This window comes from Streptomyces sp. NPDC046197, assembly GCF_040646295.1.
Lineage (GTDB): Bacteria > Actinomycetota > Actinomycetes > Streptomycetales > Streptomycetaceae > Streptomyces.
In genome coordinates this window covers 1-23,351 of record NZ_JBEYZY010000004.1, presented here as the reverse complement: position 1 = coordinate 23,351, position 23,351 = coordinate 1, and the positions used below count along the sequence as shown (strand labels likewise).

Annotated in this window: 25 protein-coding genes and 1 pseudogene; 10 read left to right on the top strand and 16 right to left on the bottom strand. The window is 71.2% G+C overall.

Annotated elements, in window-relative coordinates:
* The 7 genes from AB0A61_RS07125 to AB0A61_RS07095 all read right to left on the bottom strand — a co-directional run.
* Positions 1-436, bottom strand: a 436-nt coding sequence (locus AB0A61_RS07125) for a hypothetical protein (protein WP_361287427.1), incomplete at its 3' end; no start/stop codon positions are given.
* 177 nt (positions 437-613) lie between these two features.
* Complete coding sequence (gene ung / locus AB0A61_RS07120) at positions 614-1,297, bottom strand: uracil-DNA glycosylase (RefSeq protein WP_361287424.1); 684 nt, start codon at positions 1,295-1,297, stop codon at positions 614-616.
* 93 nt (positions 1,298-1,390) lie between these two features.
* Positions 1,391-2,968 (bottom strand): ABC transporter substrate-binding protein, encoded by a 1,578-nt coding sequence (locus AB0A61_RS07115; RefSeq protein ID WP_361287421.1) that lies wholly within the window; start codon positions 2,966-2,968, stop codon positions 1,391-1,393.
* Between the two features lie 205 nt (positions 2,969-3,173).
* Positions 3,174-3,932 carry an SDR family oxidoreductase gene (locus AB0A61_RS07110; RefSeq protein WP_361287418.1) on the bottom strand — a complete coding sequence of 253 codons (759 nt, stop codon included), beginning with the start codon at positions 3,930-3,932 and terminating at the stop codon, positions 3,174-3,176.
* 19 nt (positions 3,933-3,951) lie between these two features.
* A complete protein-coding gene (gene fabG / locus AB0A61_RS07105) occupies positions 3,952-4,713 on the bottom strand; it encodes a 3-oxoacyl-ACP reductase FabG (RefSeq protein WP_361287415.1) in 762 nt (253 codons plus the stop codon).
* Positions 4,714-4,838: 125 nt separating this feature from the next.
* Positions 4,839-5,288: a DUF3037 domain-containing protein gene (locus AB0A61_RS07100; protein ID WP_361287412.1), complete on the bottom strand. Its 450-nt coding sequence runs from the start codon at positions 5,286-5,288 to the stop codon at positions 4,839-4,841.
* Entirely contained in the window at positions 5,285-6,049 is a 765-nt protein-coding gene (locus AB0A61_RS07095) for a HipA family kinase (protein WP_361287409.1), read from the bottom strand. Before AB0A61_RS07095 ends, AB0A61_RS07100 begins: the two co-directional genes overlap by 4 nt.
* Positions 6,050-6,238: 189 nt before the next feature.
* Between AB0A61_RS07095 and AB0A61_RS07090 the strand changes: the two genes are divergently transcribed.
* The gene (locus tag AB0A61_RS07090) at positions 6,239-6,721 is read left to right on the top strand and encodes a Rieske (2Fe-2S) protein (protein WP_361287406.1); all 483 of its coding nucleotides are present in this window, start codon (positions 6,239-6,241) and stop codon (positions 6,719-6,721) included.
* Between the two features lie 3 nt (positions 6,722-6,724).
* On the opposite strand, the gene AB0A61_RS07085 is transcribed toward AB0A61_RS07090, so the two are convergent.
* Positions 6,725-7,375, bottom strand: coding sequence for an isochorismatase family cysteine hydrolase (locus AB0A61_RS07085; RefSeq protein WP_361287403.1), 651 nt, complete (start codon positions 7,373-7,375; stop codon positions 6,725-6,727).
* A gap of 160 nt (positions 7,376-7,535) precedes the next feature.
* On the opposite strand from AB0A61_RS07085, the gene AB0A61_RS07080 reads away from it, so the two are divergent.
* Positions 7,536-8,003, top strand: coding sequence for a pyridoxamine 5'-phosphate oxidase family protein (locus tag AB0A61_RS07080; RefSeq protein ID WP_361287400.1), 468 nt, complete (start codon positions 7,536-7,538; stop codon positions 8,001-8,003).
* Positions 8,004-8,074: 71 nt separating this feature from the next.
* Here the strand turns inward: AB0A61_RS07080 and AB0A61_RS07075 are convergent, their stop codons facing one another.
* A complete protein-coding gene (locus tag AB0A61_RS07075) occupies positions 8,075-8,977 on the bottom strand; it encodes a LysR family transcriptional regulator (protein WP_361287397.1) in 903 nt (300 codons plus the stop codon).
* Positions 8,978-9,051: 74 nt separating this feature from the next.
* Between AB0A61_RS07075 and AB0A61_RS07070 the strand changes: the two genes are divergently transcribed.
* Entirely contained in the window at positions 9,052-10,056 is a 1,005-nt protein-coding gene (locus AB0A61_RS07070) for a DMT family transporter (protein ID WP_361287394.1), read from the top strand.
* A 206-nt stretch (positions 10,057-10,262) separates the two neighbouring features.
* On the opposite strand, the gene AB0A61_RS07065 is transcribed toward AB0A61_RS07070, so the two are convergent.
* Positions 10,263-11,594 (bottom strand): aminotransferase class I/II-fold pyridoxal phosphate-dependent enzyme, encoded by a 1,332-nt coding sequence (locus AB0A61_RS07065; RefSeq protein ID WP_361287391.1) that lies wholly within the window; start codon positions 11,592-11,594, stop codon positions 10,263-10,265.
* 35 nt (positions 11,595-11,629) lie between these two features.
* Between AB0A61_RS07065 and AB0A61_RS07060 the strand changes: the two genes are divergently transcribed.
* The gene (locus AB0A61_RS07060) at positions 11,630-12,313 is read left to right on the top strand and encodes a pyridoxamine 5'-phosphate oxidase family protein (RefSeq protein WP_361288273.1); all 684 of its coding nucleotides are present in this window, start codon (positions 11,630-11,632) and stop codon (positions 12,311-12,313) included.
* Positions 12,313-12,945, top strand: coding sequence for an FMN-binding negative transcriptional regulator (locus AB0A61_RS07055; RefSeq protein WP_361287389.1), 633 nt, complete (start codon positions 12,313-12,315; stop codon positions 12,943-12,945). Before AB0A61_RS07060 ends, AB0A61_RS07055 begins: the two co-directional genes overlap by 1 nt.
* Positions 12,946-13,078: 133 nt before the next feature.
* On the opposite strand, the gene AB0A61_RS07050 is transcribed toward AB0A61_RS07055, so the two are convergent.
* The 3 genes from AB0A61_RS07050 to AB0A61_RS07040 all read right to left on the bottom strand — a co-directional run bounded on the left by AB0A61_RS07050 (position 13,079) and on the right by AB0A61_RS07040 (position 15,932).
* Positions 13,079-14,035, bottom strand: coding sequence for an EamA family transporter (locus AB0A61_RS07050; RefSeq protein WP_361287387.1), 957 nt, complete (start codon positions 14,033-14,035; stop codon positions 13,079-13,081).
* Between the two features lie 181 nt (positions 14,036-14,216).
* Positions 14,217-15,224, bottom strand: coding sequence for an EamA family transporter (locus AB0A61_RS07045; protein WP_361287384.1), 1,008 nt, complete (start codon positions 15,222-15,224; stop codon positions 14,217-14,219).
* A 153-nt stretch (positions 15,225-15,377) separates the two neighbouring features.
* Positions 15,378-15,932, bottom strand: coding sequence for a Clp protease N-terminal domain-containing protein (locus AB0A61_RS07040; protein WP_361287381.1), 555 nt, complete (start codon positions 15,930-15,932; stop codon positions 15,378-15,380).
* 253 nt (positions 15,933-16,185) lie between these two features.
* On the opposite strand from AB0A61_RS07040, the gene AB0A61_RS07035 reads away from it, so the two are divergent.
* Positions 16,186-16,614: an SRPBCC family protein gene (locus AB0A61_RS07035; RefSeq protein ID WP_361287378.1), complete on the top strand. Its 429-nt coding sequence runs from the start codon at positions 16,186-16,188 to the stop codon at positions 16,612-16,614.
* Positions 16,615-16,735: 121 nt separating this feature from the next.
* On the opposite strand, the gene AB0A61_RS07030 is transcribed toward AB0A61_RS07035, so the two are convergent.
* Positions 16,736-17,353: a PadR family transcriptional regulator gene (locus AB0A61_RS07030; protein WP_361287375.1), complete on the bottom strand. Its 618-nt coding sequence runs from the start codon at positions 17,351-17,353 to the stop codon at positions 16,736-16,738.
* 181 nt (positions 17,354-17,534) lie between these two features.
* On the opposite strand from AB0A61_RS07030, the gene AB0A61_RS07025 reads away from it, so the two are divergent.
* Positions 17,535-18,344: a PhzF family phenazine biosynthesis protein gene (locus AB0A61_RS07025; protein ID WP_361287372.1), complete on the top strand. Its 810-nt coding sequence runs from the start codon at positions 17,535-17,537 to the stop codon at positions 18,342-18,344.
* Between the two features lie 79 nt (positions 18,345-18,423).
* Here AB0A61_RS07025 and AB0A61_RS07020 read toward each other — a convergent pair whose 3' ends face one another.
* Both AB0A61_RS07020 and AB0A61_RS07015 read right to left on the bottom strand, forming a co-directional pair.
* Positions 18,424-19,224 (bottom strand): type II CAAX endopeptidase family protein, encoded by an 801-nt coding sequence (locus AB0A61_RS07020; protein WP_361287369.1) that lies wholly within the window; start codon positions 19,222-19,224, stop codon positions 18,424-18,426.
* A 329-nt stretch (positions 19,225-19,553) separates the two neighbouring features.
* Positions 19,554-21,071 carry a glutamate--cysteine ligase gene (locus tag AB0A61_RS07015; RefSeq protein WP_361287366.1) on the bottom strand — a complete coding sequence of 506 codons (1,518 nt, stop codon included), beginning with the start codon at positions 21,069-21,071 and terminating at the stop codon, positions 19,554-19,556.
* Between the two features lie 565 nt (positions 21,072-21,636).
* Between AB0A61_RS07015 and AB0A61_RS07010 the strand changes: the two genes are divergently transcribed.
* The 3 genes and pseudogenes from AB0A61_RS07010 to AB0A61_RS07000 form a co-directional block, all read left to right on the top strand.
* A complete protein-coding gene (locus AB0A61_RS07010; protein WP_361287364.1) occupies positions 21,637-22,221 on the top strand; it encodes a hypothetical protein in 585 nt (194 codons plus the stop codon).
* A 378-nt stretch (positions 22,222-22,599) separates the two neighbouring features.
* Positions 22,600-22,806, top strand: coding sequence for a DUF5999 family protein (locus tag AB0A61_RS07005; RefSeq protein ID WP_361287361.1), 207 nt, complete (start codon positions 22,600-22,602; stop codon positions 22,804-22,806).
* 136 nt (positions 22,807-22,942) lie between these two features.
* Positions 22,943-23,351 (top strand): annotated as a pseudogene (locus tag AB0A61_RS07000) (hypothetical protein); the annotation flags it as partial.

Genomic DNA, 23,351 nt, shown 5'->3' with positions numbered 1-23,351 from the left:
CGCGGACCCCGTCGCCGTAGCAGTCGTCGGCCAGTGCGTCGGCCGCACCGCGGGCCCGGTCGAGGTGACTGCGGGCGGCCTCGGTGCGGCCGAGCTTGACGTAGTCGGCGGCCAGGTTCAGATGGAGCGAGGGATACAGTGCGCGGACCGCCGGTGCGCCTTCGTGCTCGGCGAGGCGGTCGTCGGTGAGCTCGTCCGCGGCGGACAACGCCCTGAGGTCCCAGGCCAGTTCGTCGGCCGGATCGTCCTGGGTGTCGGCCATGTAGTGGGCCAGCGTGCAGCGGTGCAGCGGATCGCCGTCCTCGCCGATCTCAGCCCACAGGCCGAAGAAGCGGCCGCGGGCCTCCTCACGATCTCCGGCGTGGTGCAGCATGACGCTCTGCCCGATCCGCGTCATCACCTCGTCCGGCGCCGCCTGCTCCCGTTGTTCCGCCACCGCGTCCTCCAGCCCTGGCCCGACCTGCTCCCCCGACGCTAGGGCCTGTCCGCCCGATCATGCCGGAATCACGGCGCTCGGCACCCCCATCTGCCGCGTTGCCGTCACTCGCCGACGGCCTGGGTCGGGCCGCCCCGTGCGCACCGCGCCGGTCGCCGCGCCGGAGCGCTGCCCGCGTCAGCCCAGGTTCTCGATCCGCCAGTCGATCGGATCGTGTCCCTGGCGCGCCACCGCCTCGTTGATCTGGGTGAACGGGCGGGATCCGAAGAACTTCTTGGCCGACAGGGGGGACGGGTGCGCGCCCTTGACCACCACGTGGCGCGCCTCGTCGATGAGGGGGAGCTTCTTCTGCGCGTAGTTGCCCCACAGGACGAAGACGGCCGGGTCGGGCCGGCCGGCCACCGCGCGGATCACCGCGTCGGTGAACCGCTCCCAGCCCCGTCCCTTGTGCGAGTTGGCCTCGCCCCCGCGCACCGTGAGCACCGCGTTCAGCAGCAGCACGCCCTGCTCGGCCCACGGCATGAGGTAGCCGTTGTCCGGGACCGGCGTGCCCAGCTCCTCGTGCATCTCCTTGTAGATGTTGCGCAGCGACGGCGGGATCTTCACGCCGGGGCGGACGGAGAAGCACAGGCCGTGGCCCTGGCCCTCACCGTGGTACGGGTCCTGACCGAGGATCAGGACCTTCACCTTGTCGTACGGCGTGGCGTCCAGTGCGGCGAAGACCTCCTCCCGCGGCGGGTAGACGGGGCCCTTCGCCCGCTCCTCCTCGACGAACTCGGTCAGCTCCTTGAAATAGGGCTGCTGCAGCTCGTCGCCCAGAACCCCGCGCCAGGAACCGGGCAGCATGGCGATGTCGGTCACGTCAACGTCCTCACGATGTGCGGTCACTTACAGGTCTCAGAACCTACAGGCGACCACTGACAACGGGCCCGCTCCCCGGAGCGGGCCCGGCGCCTACCAGCTGGTCTTGCGGGACAGCTCCCACATCATCATGATCGCCGAGGGGTCGAGCGACTGCTCCGCGCCGGAGATGTCGTCACGCGTGGCCAGGTACAGCTTGCTCTGCCACAGAGGCAGCAGCCGCGCGTCGTCGGCAAGGATCCTCTGAGCCTCCCCGAACTCCTTCACCACGTTGGCACGGTCGCTCTCGCGGCGGGACTGGGGCAGCAGGGTGCCAGTGATCTCGGGTGCCGGGTAGGGCGTACCGAGGGCGTTCTGCCGGCCGACGAACGGCGCGACGAAGTTGTCCGGGTCGGGGAAGTCGGGGGTCCACCCGCGCCCGAACACCGGGTACTGGCCCTTTTCGTAGCCCGCTACGTACGTGTTCCAGGGGCGGCCGTGCAGAGTGATGGTGAACAGGCCGGAGTCCTCCAGCTGCTTTTTGATCGCCTGGAACTCCTTCGCGGTCGCCGAGCCGTAGCGGTCGGTGGTGTACCAGAGCGTGAGCGGCACCTTCTGGGTGATACCCGCCTCGGTGAGGAACTTGCGGGCCTTGGAGACGCTGGGGTCGCCGAAGTCGTCGAAGAAGGCCGTGGTGTGCCCGGTCAGGCCGGCCGGGATCATGGAGTACAGCGGTTCGACGGTGTCCTTGTAGACGTCGTGCGCGAGCGCGCTCCGGTTGATCACCTGGGCGACGGCCTTGCGGACGGCGAGCTTGCCCGCCCAAGGGTCCTTCGGGTTGAACACCAGGTATTCGATCTCGTTGGTCGCTCCCTCGATGACGTCCATGTCCTTGGAGTCGTTGCGCTGGAAGGAGATGACGTCATCGGCGGCAAGGCCACGGAACGAGAGGTCGAGCTGCTTGCTGCGCAGGCCGTCGGCCAGCGAGCGCGAGTCCTGGAAGTAGCGGATGGTCACCGCATCGTTTCTGCGCTCGGCGAACCCCTGGTAGCGCTTGTTCCCGACCAGCACGGCCTGCTTGCCCTGCTGATAGTCCTGCAGTTCGTACGGCCCCGACCCGAAGACCTTGTTGTCCTTGCGCACCGCGTCGTCCGGGTACTCCTTGGGGTCCACGATCGACATACCGGGTGTGGCCAGGACGAACGGGAAGGTGGCGTCCGCCTGGTTCAGGTGGAAGACGACCTGGCGCTCACCCACCGCCTGGACCCGGTCGAGGCTGCCCAGCAGGCCGGCCGGACCGCCGTTGACGTTGATCTTCCTGATCCGGTCGATCGAGTACTTGACGGCCTGCGCGTCCAGCTTGTGCCCGTCGGAGAAGGTCAGGCCCGAACGCAGTTCGCAGCTGTAGACGGTGTTCGAGCTGTCCGTGAACTTGCAGCTCTCGGCCGCGTCGGGCTGCGGCGTCGTCGCGCCGACGGGATAGTTCAGCAGGGTTTGGTAAATGTTTCGAAAAAGTTCCCAGGACTGGTCCCAGGAGGCGGCCGGATCCAGCGTGCTGGGGGCGCTGGTGGTCCCCACGACGATCGGCCCCTTGCCATCCGGGTTGCCGTCGGAAAAGACGCTGCACCCGGCGACCAGGGATATGGACGCTATGGCCAGTACTGGCCGCAGGCAGCGATTCCGGTTGAACACGCGCACACTCCTCGATCCGCCATACCAAGGGTCGGCAGACCATACCGCAGTGCCCCGCCCGGTGAACCACCTCCGGACGGGGCTATTGATCAGCGCGGCGATGACTACGTTGTCATCGGGCCGTGTGCGCGTCGCCGGTCGACACGGGCGCCGTTTCCGTCAGGGAAAACCTCCCCCGGAGACGGCGCCCCGTGTCGGTCTCCGGTCAGCCCACCCCGGCGTTCAGGAAGATGCCGCCGTCGACCACGAGCGTCTGGCCGGTGATCCAGTCGGACTGCGCCGAGGTGAGGAACGCGGCGGCGCCGCCGATGTCGGAGGGCACGCCGAGCCGGGCCAGCGGGTAGGCGGCCGCCGCTTCCTCCTCGCGCCCCTCGTAGAGAGCCTCGGCGAACTTGGTCTTCACCACGGCCGGGGCGATCGCGTTGACCCGCACCCGGGGCGCGTACTCGTGCGCCAGCTGCTGGGTCAGGTTGATCATCGCCGCCTTGCTGACGCCGTAGGCGCCGATGAACGGCGAGGGGGCGAGACCCGCGACGGAGGCTATGTTGACGATGGAGCCGCCGTTGTCCTTCTGCCAGGCGTGCCAGGTGCGCTGGGCGAAGCCGAGCGCGGAGACGACGTTGGTCTCGAAGACCTTGCGCGCCACGTTCAGGTCGAGGTCGGCGATCGGGCCGAAGACCGGGTTGGTGCCGGCGTTGTTGACCAGGTAGTCGACGCGGCCGAAGGCCTCCATGACGCGTTCGACGACCTCAGCCTGGTGCGCCTCGTCGTGGGCCTTGCCCGCGACGCCGATGACCCGGTCGGAACCGAGCTTCTCGACGGCCTCCTTCAGCGCTTCCTCGTTGCGGCCGGTGATGCACACCCGGTCGCCTCTGGCGACCAGCGCCTCGGCGACGCCGTAGCCGATGCCGCGGCTGGCGCCGGTGACGACGGCGGCCTTGCCCGAGAGTTCCACGGAAGTCATGTCGCTGTTTCCTCCGGCCCTAGTTGAGCGGTCCGCCGGCGACGTACAGCACCTGGCCGGAGACGAAGCCGGCGGCCTCGCCGGTGAAGAAGGCGATGGCGTTGGCGATGTCCTCGGGTTCGCCGACGCGCTGCACCGGGATCTGGGTGGCGGCCGCGGCCTTGAAGTCCTCGAAGCCCATCTTCACGCGCTCGGCGGTGGCCTTGGTCATCTCGGTGGCGATGAAGCCCGGGGCGACGGCGTTGGCGGTGATGCCGAACTTGCCGAGCTCGATGGCGAGGGTCTTGGTGAAGCCCTGGAGACCGGCCTTGGCGGCGGAGTAGTTGGCCTGGCCGCGGTTGCCGAGCGCCGAGGAGGAGGACAGGTTGACGACACGGCCGAAGCCGGCGTCCACCATGTGCTTCTGAACGGCCTTGGTCATCAGGAACGAGCCGCGCAGGTGCACGTTCATGACGGTGTCCCAGTCGGACGCCGTCATCTTGAACAGCAGGTTGTCGCGGAGCACACCGGCGTTGTTGACGAGGATGGTGGGGGCGCCGAGCTCCTCGACCACGCGCGCGATCGCCGCCTCGACCTGGGCCTCGTCGGACACGTCGGCGCCGACCGCGACGGCCCGGCCACCGGCCGAGGTGATCTTCTCGACGGTGTCCTTGCAGGCGGCCTCGTCGAGGTCGATCACGGCGACGGCGCGGCCCTCGGCGGCCAGTCGTACGGCCGTGGCGGCGCCGATGCCGCGCGCGGCACCGGTGACGACGGCGACCCGCTGCTCAGTGGTGGACATTGCTGTTTCTCCTCGCCCTTGAGAAAGCATGATCTGCGGTGAGCGACCGCTTAGTACCTTCGGTAGACGTGACGCTAGAAGCCCTGGCACCCGGTGTCAACGGCACACCCGGTTCGTGTGATCCATTACCTCACCAGGAGGTCCAGCAACCGCTCCGCCTCGGCGGCCGGATCGGTGGTCAGCCCCGTGTGGACGGGTCCGGGCTGGACGACCGCGGAGCGTGGCGCGACCAGCCAGCGGAAGCGCCGCCCGGCGTCGTCGGCCGCGGCCGGCCCGGCCGCCTCACCGCCGGTGCACACCGCTTCGACCGCCGCGAGGGCGGAGCGCACGGCCACCACGTCCGCGTCCGGGTCGAGGGCCAGCAGCCTGGCCTCGTCCAGGTGGGTACGGGCGCCGACGTAGGCCTTGGCGCGGCAGTAGACGAGCACGCCCGCGTTGATGCACTCGCCGCGCTCCACGCGCGGGACGAGGCGCAGCACGGCGTACTCGAAGACGTCCCGGTCGCCACCCTGCCCCGCCCTGGTGATGTGGCGCTCGGTCACATGGCCGGCCATGTGGATGTGGCGTTCGCTCACTTGCCCTCCTCGAGGCCGGTGACGCGCTCCTGGACGATGGCGGCCCGCGCGAGCAGCGGCCGCGCGTACGCCCGCCGGAGGTCGTCCGGTGTGTCGAAGCCGGGCTCGCCGGACAGCCAGGCGTCCGGGATCTCGGCGGTGACCTCCGCGAGGAGCTCCTCGGTGACGCGGGGGGCCAGCTCGGCGGCGGCGCCCGCGACATCCGGCCGGAAGCCGGCCAGGGAGTGGTCCGAGGCGTCGTAGGGGCGGGCGGCGGAGGCCTCGGCGCCGGGCCAGTTGTGGTGCCAGATCAGGGTGGCGCCGTGGTCGATGAGCCACAGCTCGCCGCGCCATCTCAGCAGGTTGGGGTTGCGCCAGGAACGGTCCACGTTGTTGACCAGCGCGTCGAACCAGACGACCCGTCCGGCCTCCTCGGCGTCCACGGGAAAGGCCAGCGGGTCGAAACCGAGTGCCCCGGAGAGGAAGTCCATGCCGAGGTTGGTGCCGCCGCTGGACCGCAGCAGCTCCTGCACCTGCTCGTCGGGCTCGCCGAGCCCGAGCACCGGGTCCAGGTCGAGTGTCACCAGCCGCGGGACCCGGAACCCCAGCCGCCGGGCGAGCTCACCGCAGACCACCTCCGCGACCAGCGTCTTGCGGCCCTGCCCGGCGCCGGTGAACTTCATCACGTACGTCCCGAAGTCGTCGGCCTCGACGAGCCCCGGCAGCGAGCCGCCCTCACGCAGCGGCGTGATGTAGCGGGTCGCGATGACTTCCTTGAGCATCGCCCCAGGTTACTGGGGTGTTCGGGGGCTCGGGGACACGGCCGGTGGGCCTTTTCGCGCCGTCTCGCCGACGTCTTGCGCCCTTCTGCTCCCCGGCCGGTCGGGATCTCGCCACCGCCTGAACGCCGGACGCCCGCCGCCCGTACCCCTGTGCAGATCTACCAAGCCTGCGCGGAAGGAAACGTCAGCATGACCAGCGAATCGCTTCAGCCCCAGGGGACACCGGCCCGCCGCACGGTCGTGGCGGCGATGGGCGCGGCGGGGCTCGCCGTCGCGCTGACCGCGTGCGGATCGGACAACAAGTCGTCCTCCGGCTCCTCCACCACCCAGAACGGCAGCAACACCGGCAGCGGCGGCTCGGGCGGCGGCGCCGCCGCGGCCGGTTCCGGAGGGACCGTGCTGGCGAAGACCGCCGACATCCCGGAGGGCGGCGGCAAGGTCCTCGGCGGCGTGGTGGTCACCCAGCCGACGAAGGGCGAGTTCAAGGCGTTCTCCTCCAAGTGCACCCACCAGGGCTGCCCGGTGAACGAGGTGGTCAACGGCGTGATCAAGTGCCCCTGTCACCACAGTGAGTTCTCCGCGACCGACGGCAGCGTCAAGAAGGGGCCCGCGACCCAGCCGCTGGCGGCCAAGAGCATCACCGTCTCCGGGGACGAGATCAAAATGGCCTGACGTTCACGCCCGCCCGGCCCGCCGGGGCCGTCCGAAGCAGTGCAGCACCTCGTCGGTGGTGGCCAGGGTCGCCACCAGGGCGAGGGTGTTGCGGATCATCGCGGGGGTGTAGTCGGAGGGCACCCCCGCGATGGCGTCGGTGGGCACGAGGGCGGTGTAGCCGCGGTTCACGGCGTCGAACACGGCATTGGGGATCGCCACGTTGGCCGAGACCCCGGTGACGATCAGGGTGCGGCACCCGAGGTTGCGCAACAGCGGGTCGACGTCGGTGCCCTGGACCGGGGACAGGCCATGCAGCCGCCGTACGACGAGGTCCTCCTCGGCGACCTCGATCGGGGCCGCGACGCGCACCGCCGCGGTGCCGGAGAGCTGCTGCACGGGGAGCCGTTCGGCGGCGCGGAACAGCCGGGCGTTGCGGCTCGCGCCGCGGCCGTCCGGACGGCGTTCGGCGATCGCGTGGATCACCTGGATCCCGCTCTCGTGCGCGGCGGCGACCAGGCGGGCGACGTTGGCGAGGGCGCCCGAGGAGCGGGCCGCGCGGGCGAGTTCGGGCAGCGCGCCGTCCGGTCCGACGACTCCCCGCTGGCACTCGACGGTGAGCAGAACGGTGTCCGCGGGGTCGAGAAGTTCGCTGAGACGTTCGTACGACGGCACGGTTCCCCCTGGTCGCCGACGGTGTGGGGCGGGCGAGCCTAACGGCCGTTGCGTACGGAGGGAAGACGGCCCATCCTTTTCTGACGTGATGTCAGAGGACCTCTCCCCGCCGGGGGGTGGCGTCCTCCGACACGACGTGAGAGAAGGAAGAGGGGGCCGCATGACCGTCACTCAGCGCCGGGGCCGGAAGATCATGATGACCACCGGTGAGCTGGACGAGTTCCTCATCACCCAGCGCACCTGCCGGGTGGCCACCGTGTCCACCGGCGGCGCTCCGCACGTGAGCGCACTCTGGTTCGTCTGGGACGGCAGCTCGCTGTGGCTGTACTCGGTGGTGCGCAGCAAGCGCTGGGCCGACCTGCGGCGCGACCCGCGGGTGGCGGTCGTGATCGACACGGGCGAGGAGTACGACGAACTGCGCGGGGTCGAGCTGTCCGGCACCGTGGAGTTCGTGGGCGAGATACCGCGCACCGGCGAGCTGTGCGCCGAACTCGACATTCCCGAGACACTGTTCGCCCGCAAGAACTTCGGCCTGGAGGAGATGCCGCACGACGGCCGGCACGCCTGGATCCGCCTGACACCGGACAAGATCATCTCCTGGGACTTCCGAAAACTGGCCTCGGCCTGACCGACCTGAAACCGACGAGACCTCCTGCAGGCGGGGTGAAGGGCGCGTCGTGCTTCTGGGGGCCGCGTCGGTCAGGGTGTCTTCGTGCCTGCCGCGTACAGGGCCTCGACCGCCGCGCGGATCGAAGGGCGGCGGTCGGCGTCCGCCCGCCAGACGGCGTAGACGTGCCGCCGCACCGAGTGCCGCACCGGTAGCGTGCGCACCCCTGCGGGCAGCGGCCCGCGTCCCAGCCGCGGCGCCACGCACACGCCCATGCCCGCGCCGACCAGGGCGAGCTGCGTCGCGTGCTCCTCGGCGCGGTGCACGATGCGCGGCTCGACACCCTTGGAGCGCAGGGTGTCGAGCAGCCACTCGTGGCAGAACTCGGCGTCGCCCCAGGTGACCCAGTCGTCGTCCGCGAAGTCCTCCAGGTCGACCTCGGCACGGCAGGCGAGGGGGTGGGCGGCAGGCAGGGCGACATCGGCGGGGTCGTCGAGGATCGGGGCCCGGGTGAGACCCTCGGGGACGGGCAGCGGCTTGTTGTACCAGTCCAGGACGACGGCCAGGTCGACATCGCCGCGCAGCACCGCCCGTACGGCCGTCGCCGGCTCCATCTCGACGGTGCTGACCCGCAGGCAGGGGTGACGCAGCCGCAGATCGGACAGCGCGGCCGGGAACAGCCCGCGCGCGGCCGTGGGGAACGCGCCGAGCCGCAGCTCGCCCACCACCTGCCCGCGCTGCGCCTCCAGGTCGGACTGGGCGAGCTCGACCTGGGACAGGATGCGCGCCGCGTGCTCGGCGAGCAGCCGCCCCGCGGCCGTGAGCCGCACCCCACGGCCGTTCTTGGCGAGCAACTGCTGACCCACCTCGCGCTCCAGCTTGGCCATCTGCTGCGAGACCGCCGAGGTCGTGACGTGCAGCCCCTCGGCCGCACCACTGACCGAGCCGTGCCGGGCCAGGGCATCGAGGGTGCGCAGGCGCTCCAGGTTCAACATGTAAGCAACGCTACGAGATAGAGCGCGCATATTCTCGATTGTGCTACGACATGTTCAAAGGCATGGTTACGACCATGAGCGCTCCGTCCGTCTCCGAGCAGACCCCGGCCCACCCCGCCGCACCCGCCCGCCACCCGCTCCACTGGCGCGTCCGCTTCGCCTTCCTGTCGCTGATCTGGGGCTTCAGCTTCCTGTTCATCAAGGTGGGCACGGGGGGCTTCGCCCCGTTCCAGGTCACCTTCGGGCGGCTGCTCTTCGGCACGGCGGTGCTCGCGGTGGCCATGGTGGCGCGCCGGGAGCGGCTGCCGCGCGGTGCCCGGACATGGGGACACCTCGCGGTCGCGGCGTTCTTCCTGAACGCGCTGCCGTTCTCACTGTTCGCGTACGCGGAGCTGACCATCCCGTCCACGCTCGCGGGCATCTGCAACGCGACCTCGCCACTGTGGGGGATGCTGCTGTCCCTCGTGGCCCTCTCGGAGGACCGTCCGACCCGGCTGCGGGTCGCGGGGCTCGGGCTCGGCTTCCTCGGCGTGCTCACGGTGCTGGGCGCCTGGCAGGGCTTCCACGGCCTGGACGCCGGGGGCACGGCCCTGGCCCTGCTGGCCTCGCTGAGCTACCCGGTCGGCTGGATCTACGTCCGCCGCACCCTGGCCGGCGCCCCGGCGTCGCATCTGTCGCTGACGGGCGGCCAGTTGCTGCTGGCCACCCTCCAACTGGCCGTGGTCACTCCGCTGTTCGCCGGTATCCCGAGCCGGCTGCCGGTCCTGCCGCTGCTGGCGGTCGCCGCCCTGGGCACCCTCGGCACGGGCGTCGCCATGCTCGTCCAGTACGGCCTGGTCGCGGAGGTCGGTCCGACGACGGCGACGATGGTCACCTACTTCGTGCCGGTCATCGCCGCGGCCGCCGGTGTCGCCGTGCTCGGCGAGCGCCTGACCTGGTCGACACCGATCGGAGCGGTGATCGTCCTGGCGGGAGCGGCACTGACGCAGGCACGGCCGAGGGCGCGCAGGGCACCCGCCGCGACCGAGACCACGAGCGGGATCCCGTCGACTCCCGCCGAGCAGGCGACCACGGTCTAGGGGTGTCGTTCGGATCAGCGCGGATCAGGCCGCGGCGCATGGTGCGGTGCCTCGCAAGGCGGAGCATGACCCGCGTACCGGGCGTACTCGGGTCATGCGACAACGCGGCGAGGTGCCGTGCCGGGCGTCGCGGACCCGCGGTGATCCGAACGACCCCCTAGCGCTGGGGCCGGCCGGTGGCCACCGGCCCCGCACAGCGGCACGCCCTACACGTAACTCCGTGCCGGGGCCGGGCCGACGGCTGCCGCCACCGCGTTCGCCAGCGGCTCCGTCTCCTCCTCGGCCAGGGTCGCGACAGTGATCCGGATGCCCGGCGCTGCGCCCATCCGGAAGCGGGCGCCGGGGGCGACGGCCCAGCCGGCGTGCAACAGCCGGGCGACGACCCCGGTCTCGTCCGGCACCGGCACCCACACGTTCATCCCGCTGCGCCCGCGGGCCGTGACTCCGCGCTCGGCGAGTGCTCCGATCAGCAGGTCGCGGCGCCTGCCGTACGCCGCTGCCACCGCGCGCGTGTCCAGGACACCGTCCGTCCACAGCCGCACCACGGCCCGCTGCAGCAGTCTGCTCACCCAGCCGGGGCCGAGCCGCTGCCGGCCGCGCACCCGGTCGACCGTGACGGCGTCCCCGGTGAGCACGGCCAGCCGCAGGTCGGGGCCGTACGCCTTGGCCACCGAACGCACGAGGGCCCAGTGGCGGGTGACTCCGGCAAGCGGCTGCAGGGGCAGGTCGACGATCCCGTGACCGTGGTCGTCCTCGATCACCAGGACCTCGGGGTGGTCCCGGAAGACGGAGCGCAGGGCACGCGCGCGCGTGGCGCTCACCGCGGCACCGGTCGGGTTCTGCGCCCGGTCGGTGACGATCAGGGCCCGTGCGCCGCTCTCCAGGACGCGCTGCACGTCACCGACGAGGGGCCCCTCGTCGTCGACGCCGACCGGAGCCGTACGCAGTCCCAGCGCGGGAACGAGGTCGAGGACACTGCCCCAGCCGGGGTCCTCGACGGCGACCGTGTCCCCGGGTTTGAGATGGGCGGCCAGAACGCGCTCGATGCCGTCCAGCGCGCCGGACAGGACGGCGATCGGCCCGTCCGGCACCCCGTCGGCATCCAGCCCGGCCCTCGCGAGACGGGCCAGCTCCGGCTCCACGGCGACGTCCCCGTACAGCACCGGCTCCCGGTCGCTGTGCCGGGCGGCGGCCGAGAACGCCGACGTCAAGGGCGGCAGCAGCGCTGGATCGGGGTTGCCGTTCGACACGTCGCGCACGCCTTCGGGCACGTCGACGCGGATGTGGTCCCGCCCGGTCGTGGCCGGGGCGTGCCGTACCCGGCTGCCCCGGCGACCGGCGGTCTCGATCACCCCGCGCTCACGCAGGATGCGGTACGCGGCCGCGACGGTGTTCGGATTGACCCCCAGCTCGGTCGCCAACTCTCGCATGGGCGGCAGCAGTTGACCCGGCTCCAGGTCTCCGGAACTCACCGCACGCTCGACGCTGGCCGAGATCTCGGCTGCACCTCGGCCCTCGATCCGATATCCTCCTAGCACAAATGACATTATGCACTAGTGCAATGGAGATCGCAATGCAGGGGACCCGGCAGCCGGCATCGCCGACCACCGACTACACGCCGACCGACCGCACCGTTCCCACGCGCTCGGCGCAACGGGCGTCGTACGACAAGGAGCTGGTGCACGCGATACTCGACGAGGGATACGTCTGCCACCTCGGCTTCGTGCGCGACGGCGCGCCGGTCGTGCTCCCCACGCTCTACGGCCGGGTCGGCGAGCGGCTCTACGTGCACGGCTCCACGGGCTCGCGTCCGCTGCGCATGGCGGGCACGACCGACCCGGGTCTTGCGGTCTGCCTGACGGTCACCCACGTCGACGGTCTGGTGCTGGCCCGGTCCGCCTTCCATCACTCGATCAACTACCGCTCGGTGGTGGTGCACGGCATCGCCCACCAGGTCACCGATCCCGAGGAGAGGCGGATGGCCCTGGACGCGCTGGTGGACCATGTCGTGCCGGGCCGGTCGTCCGATTCACGGCCCGCGAACACCAAGGAACTGGCGGCCACCGCCGTGCTCCGCCTCGATCTGGAGGAGGTCTCCGCCAAGCTGCGCACGGGCGGGGTCAACGACGAGCCCGAGGACCTCTCCCTCCCCCACTGGGCCGGCGTGGTTCCCGTCCGCAGGGAGTACGGCTCCCCGGTCCCCGACCCCGATCTGCTGCCCGGCGCGGAGCTTCCCGGCTACCTGACGGCCCTGTGATGCTGATCCACCCCTGGGACGCGCCGCAGGACGACACCGAGTGGCAGCGCTGGCTGGCCACCCACGACTTCGGCCAGCTCGCCGTCAACGGCCCGCCCGGCGAGCCGCCGTTCGTCCAGCCGCTGCACTTCGCCTACGACGCCGACCGGAGCGAGGCCGTCACCCACCTCGCCCGCCCCAATCCGCTGTGGACCGCCCTGGAGACGAACCCCGAGGTCCTGCTGAGCGTGGTCGACGACTACGTGTACGTCCCCGGCCCCTGGCAGGCGGACCCGGCCGCCCGCCCGGACCACGGCGTACCGACGAGCTTCTACGCTGCCGTCCAGCTCAGGTGCACGGCCCACGTCGTGGACGATCCGCAGGAGAAGGCCGAGTTGCTGAACCGGCAGACGGGTCACTTCCAGCCGGAGGGCGGCTCGGCACCTGCCGCGGTGGGCGAGGCCCCCTACGGCCGCCTGCTCTCCGGCATCCGCGGACTGCGGCTCGAAGTGACCGGTGTACGGGCGAAGTTCAAGTACGCGGGGAAGCGGTCCGCGGAGGTCCAGGACCGCATCGCAGGGGCACTCGCCGGGCGTGGTGGCCCGCGTGACACGGCGGCACGGGAGCATCTGCTGCGCAGACGCGGCGGGTGACGAGGCAAGGCGGGACGTGACGCGTACGCAAGGGCGGGACCCGGGGAACGGGCCCGCCCTTCGTCACGAGGACTGGCGTCCCTGCGTGACGCCAGGACCGGCGTCCTTCGTTACGAGGACCGGCACCCCTGCGTCACGCCGGGACCGGTTGCTGCTCCGTCTCCACGGCCCGCGCCCCGCGCGCCTCCGCCACCGCCAGGCCCACGACCGACCCCAGCATCAACGCCGTGCCGACGAGGGTCGCCGCCGTCAGCCGCTCACCGAGCAGTGCGACGGCCAGGACCGCCGCACTGACCGGCTCCAGCAACATGATCACGGAGACGGTGGCCGACCGTACGACGGCCGCGCCCGCGAAGTAGAGGGCGTAGGCGAGGGCGGTGGGAACCGTCGCGATGTACCCGAGCAACCACAGCAGCCGGCCGGGCGCGGCGGTGTGCGGCACCAGCCCCTCCGCCGGCGCGAACGCCAGCAGGCACAGACCGGCGACCGCGAACGCCCCCACGGTCGTCCCCGAGTTGTCCGCGTCACTGTCACGGCCCCACCACCGGGTGAGCAGAGTCATCGCGCAGTAGCCGGCCGCCGACGCGAGCGCGAGCAGCACGCCCCACGGGCGGACCGTCGCCCCGCCGCCGCCGAGTACCAGCACTCCGAGGCCGGCGAGGGCGCCGAGGACGGCGGTGAGACCGGCCCGGCCGAGTCGTTCGCCCAGCGTCAGGCGTGCGCCGACCGCGATGAGCACGGGTCCGGCGCCGAGGGTGACGACGGTCGCCACGGCCAGCCCGGTGGCCGAGACGGCGGCGAAGTAGGCCGTCTGGAAGACGGCGAGGCAGACACCGGTGGCCCCGGCCCGCAGCAAGCGGGTGCGCGGCGCCACGGGCACGGCGGGGCGGACCCGTGGACGCAGGAGGCGGGCGGCGAGCAGCAGCAGGACTCCGGCCACAGAACGCCAGAAGGACAGGGCGACCGGTCCCATGTCACTGACCCGGTAGACCAGGGTGGCGGCCGCGCCCGCCGTACCCCAGGCGGCACCGGCGACGATCAGGTAGAGGAGGCCACGCCCGACGGGCAGGCCGAGGGAAGCATTCGACACGAGTTGTCTCCGCAGAGGTGCAGAAGTTCGACGAGGACCCCGGTCGAGCGGGGTCGGGGACTTCTTCTGCGGGCACGCAGCACCGTTCGGCCCGGTCAGTCGCCGGGCACGATCAACGGAGGGCCCGCCTCAGGCGGCCGGCGGCGGAAGAACGAATGCGTCTGCATGCATGATCAGCACCTTAGGCCGCCGTACCCCTGACCGACAACTCCCGCTCCGCCTCCTGCCGGGCAGGCGGCTCCTCGTCGCCTCGTGCCGGGGCCGCCGAGGACTGCGCTATGAACGCACCCACCAGGACGACCGCGCCCCCGGCGACCTGCGGCGCCGAGAGGTGCTCGCCGAGCAGCACCCAGGCCAGCACGGTCGCGATGACCGCCTCCAGACAGGCCACGACGCCCGCCACCTGCGGCGATAGCCGACGCACGGAGAGCACGCCGGTGACGTACGCGAGGACCGTGGCGACCAGCACGATCCATGCCAGCAGGGCGACGGCGGGGACGGGAGTGCCGTTCAGGTACGCGGTGCGGCCGAGCACGGACCAGTCCATGGTCCAGGGGCGGGCGACCACGGTCAGCAGGGCGGCGCCCACCAGCAGGCCGTAGGCGATCACACCGAGGGGGTCCGGGGCCTGGTCACCGGTGTCGCCACCGTGGTCGGAGAGGACGAAGTAGCCGACCTGGCAGCAGGCCGCGCCGAGGGCGAGCAGCAGTCCGAGCGCGTCGAAACTCAGCCCCGACCAGACCTCCACCACGCAGGCGAGTCCCCCTGCCGCCAAGACGACGCCGAGCGCGGCGGCCCGGGTCACCGGCCGCCGCTGCACGAAGCGCACCCAGCCGAGCACCAGGGCCGGCGCCAGGTACTCGATGAGCAGGGCGACGCCGACGGGAATGCGCGAGAGCGCGGCGAAGTAGCAGGCCTGGACGCCCGCCACGGCGAGCAGCCCGAATCCGGCGAGCAGGGCGGGGCGGCGGCGGGGCAGCGAGCGGTGCCGGACGGCGAGCGGCAGCATGACGACGGCCGCGCCGGTGACCCGCAGCCAGACCACGTGCAGCGGGTCGAGCCCCGCTTCGATCAGCGGCTTGGCCGCGACACCCGACCCGCCGAAGGCGACCGCGGAGGCAAGCGCCAGGCCGAGACCCGCGCCCTTGCCGGGGCGGCCCCGAGTGCTCTCAGACGTACGCATCGGCACATGATGACAGGCGATGACAGTAGCGTCACCTCCGATGGCACCTGTCTCATCGGCTGGACGTCTCATCGACTGGGGGTCCCGTCGGCTGGAGGTCCCGTCTGGCGGAAGTCCCGTCTGCTGGACGGAGTCCGCCGCCGGATGCCGGAGCGCCCCTCAGGCGTACCGCCCTAAGCACCCTTCGGCGCACCCCTCGGCGTGCTTCTCGACCCGGGCCAGGACCTCGCGCGCGTCGACACCGGCACGGGCGAGCACCTCGACGGCCCGGGCCTGCGGGTCGGTGAGGATCCCCGCCAACAGGTCGATGCCACGTGCGCGAGCCTCGCCGCGCCGGGCCGCGCGCTCGCGGGCGGACCGCACCGCGGCCGCCGCAAGGGGCGAGAAGCGGTCGGCCTCCGTCACCACCGGGACGGCACCGGAGTCCTCGACGGCGCTCTGCCAGCGCAGGCCATAGCCAATGCTGCGCTGCACGAGGTAACCGAGCACCCGGGCGATCTGCGGGCCGCCGTCGAAGACGGAGCGCACCTCGGGGTCGGACTCCAGGAGGGTGTGCAGCAGATGAGCAGTGTCGATCTGCCGGTCCCCGTCCCGGACGGCCCTCCTGCGGGCAGCGGCGACCACCGCCGCCAGCTCGGCACTGAGCCCGGCGTCCTCGTCCGGGCGGCGGATGTCCTGCTCAGGAGCCGACTGCCGGGGAATACGGGGTTGCACATCTCCTAGCTCATCAGCCTCACGGCCTCCGGTCATCCCCGGCGGGAACCATTTTCGCCTCCCGCAGAGAGTGGACCCGGCAGGGCTGAATCTCCTCCTTGGGGATGAGATCAGGCCGAAACCGCCCTGCGGCGCCCGGCCCCCTTCATACTTCCTGACGGTTCATCAGTATTGAATGTTCCCGTCCGTCCGGCTACGTTCCGCGACACCCTCGCTGCGCCCGGCACAGCACCCGACGAGAAGGGGTGGTCGCATGGCCGAAGTCAGCGCGGAGGCCCGCATCGGGGCCCCCGCGGAGAAGATCTGGGCGCAGCTCACGGACTGGTCCGGGTACGGCCAGTGGAACGCGACGCACACCAGCTTCCCCAAGGGCGGCCCCGAGACGTTCGCGGTGGGCGGGACGTTCCAGGAGAACATGAAGCTCATGGGCTTCCCGGCCGAGGTGGAGTGGACCATCGAGGAACTGGAGCCGGCCCGCGTGTTGGCGATCCGCGGCAAGGGCCCGATGGCCGTGAACGTCGCCACGCGGTACGTGCTGACCCCGGACGGGGACGCCACGAGGGTGCGCATCGAGGGCGAGTTCACTGGTGCGGCGGTGTCTTTGATGGCAGGCCGGCTCAAGGACTCGGCGACGGCCGCGCTCAACGAGTCGCTGCGCAAACTTGCCGGGCTCGTGGCCTGAAGGCCGCCGCACGAAGAGGGCGCCCCGCGCACTTCATCGCGGGGCGCCCTGTTCATGCCCGTGCAACCTCGTCGGTCCTCGTCGGTCCTCGTCAGTCCTCGTCAGTCCTCGTCAGTCCTCGTCAGTCCTCGTCGGCGAGGATCAGGTAGAGCCTCTTGCGGGCTTCGTTGATCACGGCGAGCGCCTTCTCCCGCTGCTCCTTGCTGCCGGTCTTCCACACCTGGCCGAAGGCCTCCATCAGACCGAAACCGGCCTGCCGGATCTCACTGAGCGCCTCCCAGTCGATGCCGCGCGAGGCCTCTTCCCAGGGCACGTCCGGCCCCTCGTCGGCCGCGGTGCGCCCGGCCTCCGTGAGGGAGAACAGCTTCTTGCCGCCCTCGCTCTCGCTGACGATCAGCCCTTCGTCCTCCAGCAGTTGGAGGGTGGGGTAGACCGACCCCGGGCTGGGCTTCCAGGCGCCGCCACTGCGCTCGGCGATCTCCTGGATCATCTCGTAACCGTGCATGGGCCGGTCCTTCAACAGGGCCAGGATCGACGCCCGCACATCACCGCGCCGCGCCCTGCCGCGCGGTCCGCCGCGCCCTCGCCCGCCCCAGGGGCCCGGCCCGAAGCCGGGACCGCCGAAGCCGGGACCGCCCGGGCCGAAGGGCCCGAACGCCGCCCGGCGTCCTTCGGAGCCACCGCGGCCGCGCCGGGGGCCGTCATGCCGATGTCCGTGCTCGAATCCGTGAGCGTGCATCGCAGTACTCCATTCCATCGTTGATCTGTCGCGATGCCTCAACGATATATCGGAACAGCTCGTCCGACAACCCCTTACCGACCTGCGGCTACGCGGTTCCGGGGCGTTCCGGGGCCAGGACGGGCCAGTCGCCGCGCATTGGCCTTGGCCGACGGCCACGCGGTGCCCCTAGCGTCGGATCATGCGGATTCGAATCGTCGACGCCTTCGCCGACCGTCCCTTCACCGGCAACCCGGCGGGGGTCCTGCTGCTCGACAACTTCCCCGAGGACGAGTGGCTCCAGAAAGTGGCTCTGGAGGTCAACCACGCCGAGACGGCGTTCGCGCACCGGCTGCCCGAGGGCGGGGAGGCCGACTGGGCACTACGTTGGTTCACACCCGCCGCCGAGGTCGCCATGTGCGGTCACGCCACGCTGGCCACCGCCCACGTGCTGCACACCACCGGCGTTCAGGAGGGTCCGGTGCGGTTCGCCACCCGCAGCGGTGTGCTCGTCGCGACGCCCGCCGAGGACGGCTCGGTCACCCTGGACTTCCCGACCGCTCCGCTCACCCCCGTCGAGGTACCCGACGGGGTCGCCGAGGCCCTCGGCGCCGAGCCGCGCGCGGCCTTCGACACCGGCCCGAACGTCGGCGACCTGGTGCTGGAGCTCGCCGAGGAGAAGACGGTGCGCCAACTGACGCCCGACCACAAGGCACTGGGTGCCTACTGCGAGCGCGGCATCATCGCCACCGCCCGCGCCGAGGACCCGGCCCGCGGCTACGACTTCGTCTCCCGGTGTTTCTTCCCGAACGTCGGCATCGACGAGGATCCGGTCACCGGGAGCGCCCACACCGCTCTCGCGCCCTACTGGTCCGAACGCCTCGGCCGCCCCGACCTCACCGGCCTTCAGGCCTCACCGCGTTCCGGCCTCGTCCGCACCGGGCTGCGCGGCGACCGCACCCTGCTCACGGGCCGGGCGGTGACCGTCATCGACGGCGACCTGCTGGTCTGAGCATTGCAAGGACGCAGGAAGGGGCGCACGCCACCCGCGTGCGCCCCTCTGTGAGCCTGGTGAGCGATTCCCTGGCCGCTCACGCCGTCGGCAACCAGCCCACCTTCCCGGCCAGCAGCGCGTAGCCCACGAATGCCCCGATGTCGAGCAGGGAGTGCGCCACGACCAGCGGGCCGACACGGCCCCAGCGCCGGTACAGCCAGACGAACACCACACCCATCACCATGTTTCCGACGAAGCCGCCGATGCCCTGGTACAGGTGGTAGGAGCCGCGCAGTACGGAGCTGGCCGCCAGCGCGGTCCCGGGGGTCCAGCCGAGCTGCCCGAGCCGGCGCAGCAGATAGCCGACCACGATCACTTCTTCGAGGATCGCGTTCTGGAGTGCCGACAGGATCAGCACAGGGAACTTCCACCACACGTCGGGCAGTGCCTCCGGCACCACCGTGAGGTTGAAGCCGAGGCCGCGGGCGCCCAGGTAGAAGGCGATGCCGGTGCTGCCGATCACCGCCGCGACCGCGGCGCCGCGGCTGACGTCCGGCCAGGGGCGGGTGCGGTCGAAGCCGAGGGTGCGCAGGCTCTGCCCCTCGCGCAGCAGGAGGTGTGCGACCAGCGCAACAGGGACCAGCGCCGAGGCGATCCCGAACAGCTGCCAGGCGAGGTCGAGCCAGGGACGGCCCGGTGCCGCGGAGGCATTGAGGGTGGCCGCCTGGTCCTTGAGCCCGCCGGGCTTCGTGACCGATCCGACAAAGCTGATCAGGGCGGACACTCCGCTCGCGCCGAGCGAGAGCGCCAGAACGAGGAGCGTCTCGTCGCGGAAGATCCGTCGCGACGGCCGCTCCTGCGGAAAAGAATCGGCCACCGGCCCCGTCTCCGCCCGCACACCTGCCTCCAGTTGCCTGAGCCCGTCTCGTCCCCATCGTCACCCAACACGCGGCACACCGTGCGCGGGACGGACGCCGTACGGGGCGCACACCCCTCCCGCGGATGCCATACGGCCAGGTCCCGTACGCGTTTCAACAGGCCGACGTCATCGTCACCGGACGTCGTTGTCGTGGGACGTCACAGCATGCCGGATCAACCTGAGGCGGGCACCAGCGGGCCCGGCCACGCAGCCGCCGGAGGCCATGGCCGGACGCCGTCGCCGCCTCACGCGGCGCCGCAGCCCGTCGCCGCCTCACGCGGCGCTGCAGCCCGTCGCAAGGCCGATGGCTACGCCATTGGCACGGGCTCCGGCAGGCCCACCGGCCAGGTGTGCACCGGTTCGCCGGCCTGCGTCAGCTCGCGGTAGCGCCGGGTGGTGGCCGCCAGGGCGGCGTCCCGGCCGAGCCCGAGGTCCAGGGCCCGGTGAAACGTGGCCACCTGCCAGGACGCACCGTTGGCGCGGCGCCGGCACCGCTCCTCGATGACCCCCAGGTACAGGTCGCGGTCCGCAGGCTCCACGCCCCACGCGTCGAGCCCGGCCTCGGCGAGCGGCAGCAGTTCGTCGCGGACCAGGCTCACCGCGTCGACCTCGGCCGTACCGGCGTACCGGCCGCGCCGGGGCCAGGTGAAGCGGGCGTCGATGCCGTGCTTGCAGGCCGCGTCGAAGTTGGCGGCCGCCGCGGCGAAGGGCAGGCGGGTCCACACGGGCCGTGACTCCTCGGCGAGAGCGCGCACCAGGCCGTAGTAGAACGCCGCGTTGGCGATCACGTCGGTCACGGTCGGGCCGGCGGGCAGCACCCGGTTCTCCACACGCAGGTGCGGAACGCCGTCCGCGATGTCGTAGACGGGACGGTTCCAGCGGTAGACGGTGCCGTTGTGCAGTACGAGCTCCGCGAGCTTCGGGATGCCGCCCTCGTCCAGCACGTCGAGGGGATCCTCGCTGTCGCAGATCGGCAGCAGGGCCGGGAAGTAGCGCAGGTTCTCCTCGAACAGGTCGTAGGCCGAGGAGATCCACCGCTCGCCGAACCAGGTGCGCGGCCGTACCCCCTGGGCCTGGAGTTCGGGCGGGCGGGTGTCGGTGGACTGCTGGAAGAGCGGGGGCCGCGACTCGCGCCACAGTTCGTGCCCGAAGAGGAAGGGCGCGTTGGCGCCGACGGCTACCTGGGCCGCGCTGGCCGCCTGTGCGGCGTTCCACACATCCGCGAAGCGGTTGGGGGTGACCTGGAGGTGCAGTTGCACGGAGGTGCAGGCGGCTTCCGGCGCGATCGACTTCGAGGTGCAGGTGAGGTGTTCGACGCCGTCGATGTCGAGGCGGAAGTCCTCGCCGCGGGCCGCCACGATCTGGTCGTTGAGCAGGGTGTAGCGGTCGACGTCGGAGAGGTTCGAGGAGACCAGGTCGTCGCGGTCGAGGGTCGGCAGAATGCCGATCATCACTATTCCCGCGTCCACCTCGCTCGCTTTCCGGTCGGCATATGCCAGTGAAGTCGCCACCTCCTCGGCGAGCCGATCGAAAACCCGGGCCTCCAATCGGTGTGGGGCGATGTTGACTTCCAGGTTGAACATGGCGAGTTCTGTTTGGAAGTCGCGGCTCGCGATGCGCTCGAGTACTTGCGCATTCAGCATTTTCGGCATGCCGTCGGAGCCCACGAGATTCAATTCGATCTCCAGCCCCATGAGGTTCTTCGGGCGGTCGAACCGCTTCTCCGCCAGAAGCCGCTCAAGCCCCTTCAGGCACCGCTGGAGCTTGTCGCGGTAGCGGTGGCGATCGGACAGGTCGAACTGGCCTGCCACGACCTTCTCCCCCATCGCTGTGTCCCTCCTCGGATGGGCGGGCCGAAGATCCGGCCGCCGGGGTCCCGGTCAGGTGGGATGATGCCCCGCGAACGCGATCGATAACGTCCCGCGTCCGTCCGGCAGCGGCTACTCTGGTCTTATGTGACCAGTGGCACATTCACGGGGCATGGAGCATCCAGCAGATTCGGGTACCCCGTACAACTCGTGAAAAACGCCGACGAGAACGAGCCGACCGCTGCGTGGACACAACCGGAGGTCAACGCGGCGCGCCCCGCTCGGAACCAGGATGATTCCCGCATATCTCCGACCGAATAGAACCTTGTTGTTCGCATCGGAAGCAGCTAGCCGAAACACTATCTGAACATTGGTCGTATAAACTCCGCACCAAGGCAGAAGGTTGGCGCCCACAGCCCTGGTTCCTGCCGCCAAGGTCATGTGCGGCAGGCCGTACTTCGCACTCCTCGTATCCCACATCCTGGCCCCACCCTCCCCTGCCTCGCGAGCAGACAGCGCCGTCCGCCCCCGCCCCACCCCCGCCCTCGCGCCACCGTGCCTGTCAAATGAGAGGCGACCCACCATGCCGCTGCACGTATCCCCGGCTCCCGCGCCAGCACTGCGCTCCGTCCTCACGGCACTCGGTTCCCCCACCGCGGTCCGCGAGGCCCGGACCCCCGCCCTACGCGCCGCCCAGGGCCCCGTCACGCCCGAACTTCCGCTGCCCGTGCACGTCCTGGACCGGATCACCCCGGAGGGAGTCTCCGCGACCCGGCTGGCCGCGTGGCGCTTCCTCATCCGGTGCGGGGACCACGCGGTGGCCGCGGCCGAGACCAAGCTGACCGCCGACGGCTGGGCGTTCTCCCACTTCTTCGAGGGTCCCTACGTCACCTCCACCGAGCGCGCGCTGCGTCAGGCGGAGGGCATGAGTCAGCCCTACCAGCCCCGCCTGCTGTCCGTGCCCGGCCTGTACATGCTCACGCTCTGGCTGCACGGCGACCTCTCCGCGGACGGCGCCACCGGCCACCCGGCCGCCAACGACCTGCTCGTTCCCCTGGCGCCGGCGCCGCCCGGGATAGCGGCCCACCGCCCCCATCGGGTCGCAGAGCTCCTCCCGGTACTCACTCATCGGGTGACTCCCATCCGGCTCATGGGCTCCCCGGCCTGACCTTCCCGTCCCTCGGCCACTCGCGTACCCCGCTGCCGGAATTCCCGGAAGCGGGGTACCACGCTGCGTGGCGGAGCAATTCGCTCTTCCGAGCCGAATTACGCTCGCATGAGCCGGTCGCAATCGACGACCCGACCGGACTAGCCCTATCCGGCTACCCCGAACCATCCGAAGAGACAGGGGAGTTGAGGTGAACCGTCCGCGCGGATGATGCGTCCTCCATCCATGAGAGGCGGTGCTGCCAAATCCCTGCGGAATCCCGCCCGGGCGGCAACACTGGTTCCGGACCGACTTATCAAACGGGGGGCGGCCATGCAGAATGCCAGTAGCCGCGGGACACACACGACACGCGACACAACAGAGCGAAAGATCCCACCAATGTGCCAGCACCAGCCACCGTGCCCGTCAGCCGACTCCGCCGACCGGGAATCCGCCCGCCTCGTGGCGCCTCACCCGGAGCAGGGCTGGAGCCTGCTGTGCAACGGCGTTGTGCTCTTCGAGGACACCGGTGAGCTCCTGCCGAACGGCCAGATCATCGCCCCGCACCGCCCCCTGGGCACCGACCGGGTGATGACGGCCGCCTGAGGCCGACGGACGGTCCGCCGGACCGCCCGCAGACACGAGGGGCCGGTCGCGGGCATCCGCCGCGCTCCGGCCCCGACGCATGTCCGGGGGCGACTACGTGCCGTAGCCGACCGAGAACAGGGACGCGGTTGCCCGAGTGCTCGCTCCTTTCACGTGGTGGCGCAGCGCGCTCCGGGCCGCCCTCGCACTGTTGCTGTTCCTGGTCCTGTGTCCGACCCGGGTCTGCGCCGGCCGGAGCGGGATCGCGTCGCGTTCGCTGCCGCGCACCCGGCGCGTGCGCACCGACCTGCTGGTGTCGGTGCGCTGCCTGGACGGCGTCTGTCGTCGGCTGCTGCTGAAGCACGCGCTCGGCGGCCAGGTGGAGACCGACCCCCAGGTGCTGGTCCACTACAACCCCGACCCCTGGCATCGCCTCGACGAGGACGCCCAGCAGTCCGCCGCCCTGGGGCACCTAGTGCCCCGGCAGGCAACGTTCGCCCGTCAAGGAGTGACGTCCGGTGCGTGCTCTCGGCGTGCCGGCCGGAAGTCCTCGTACTGGACGTACT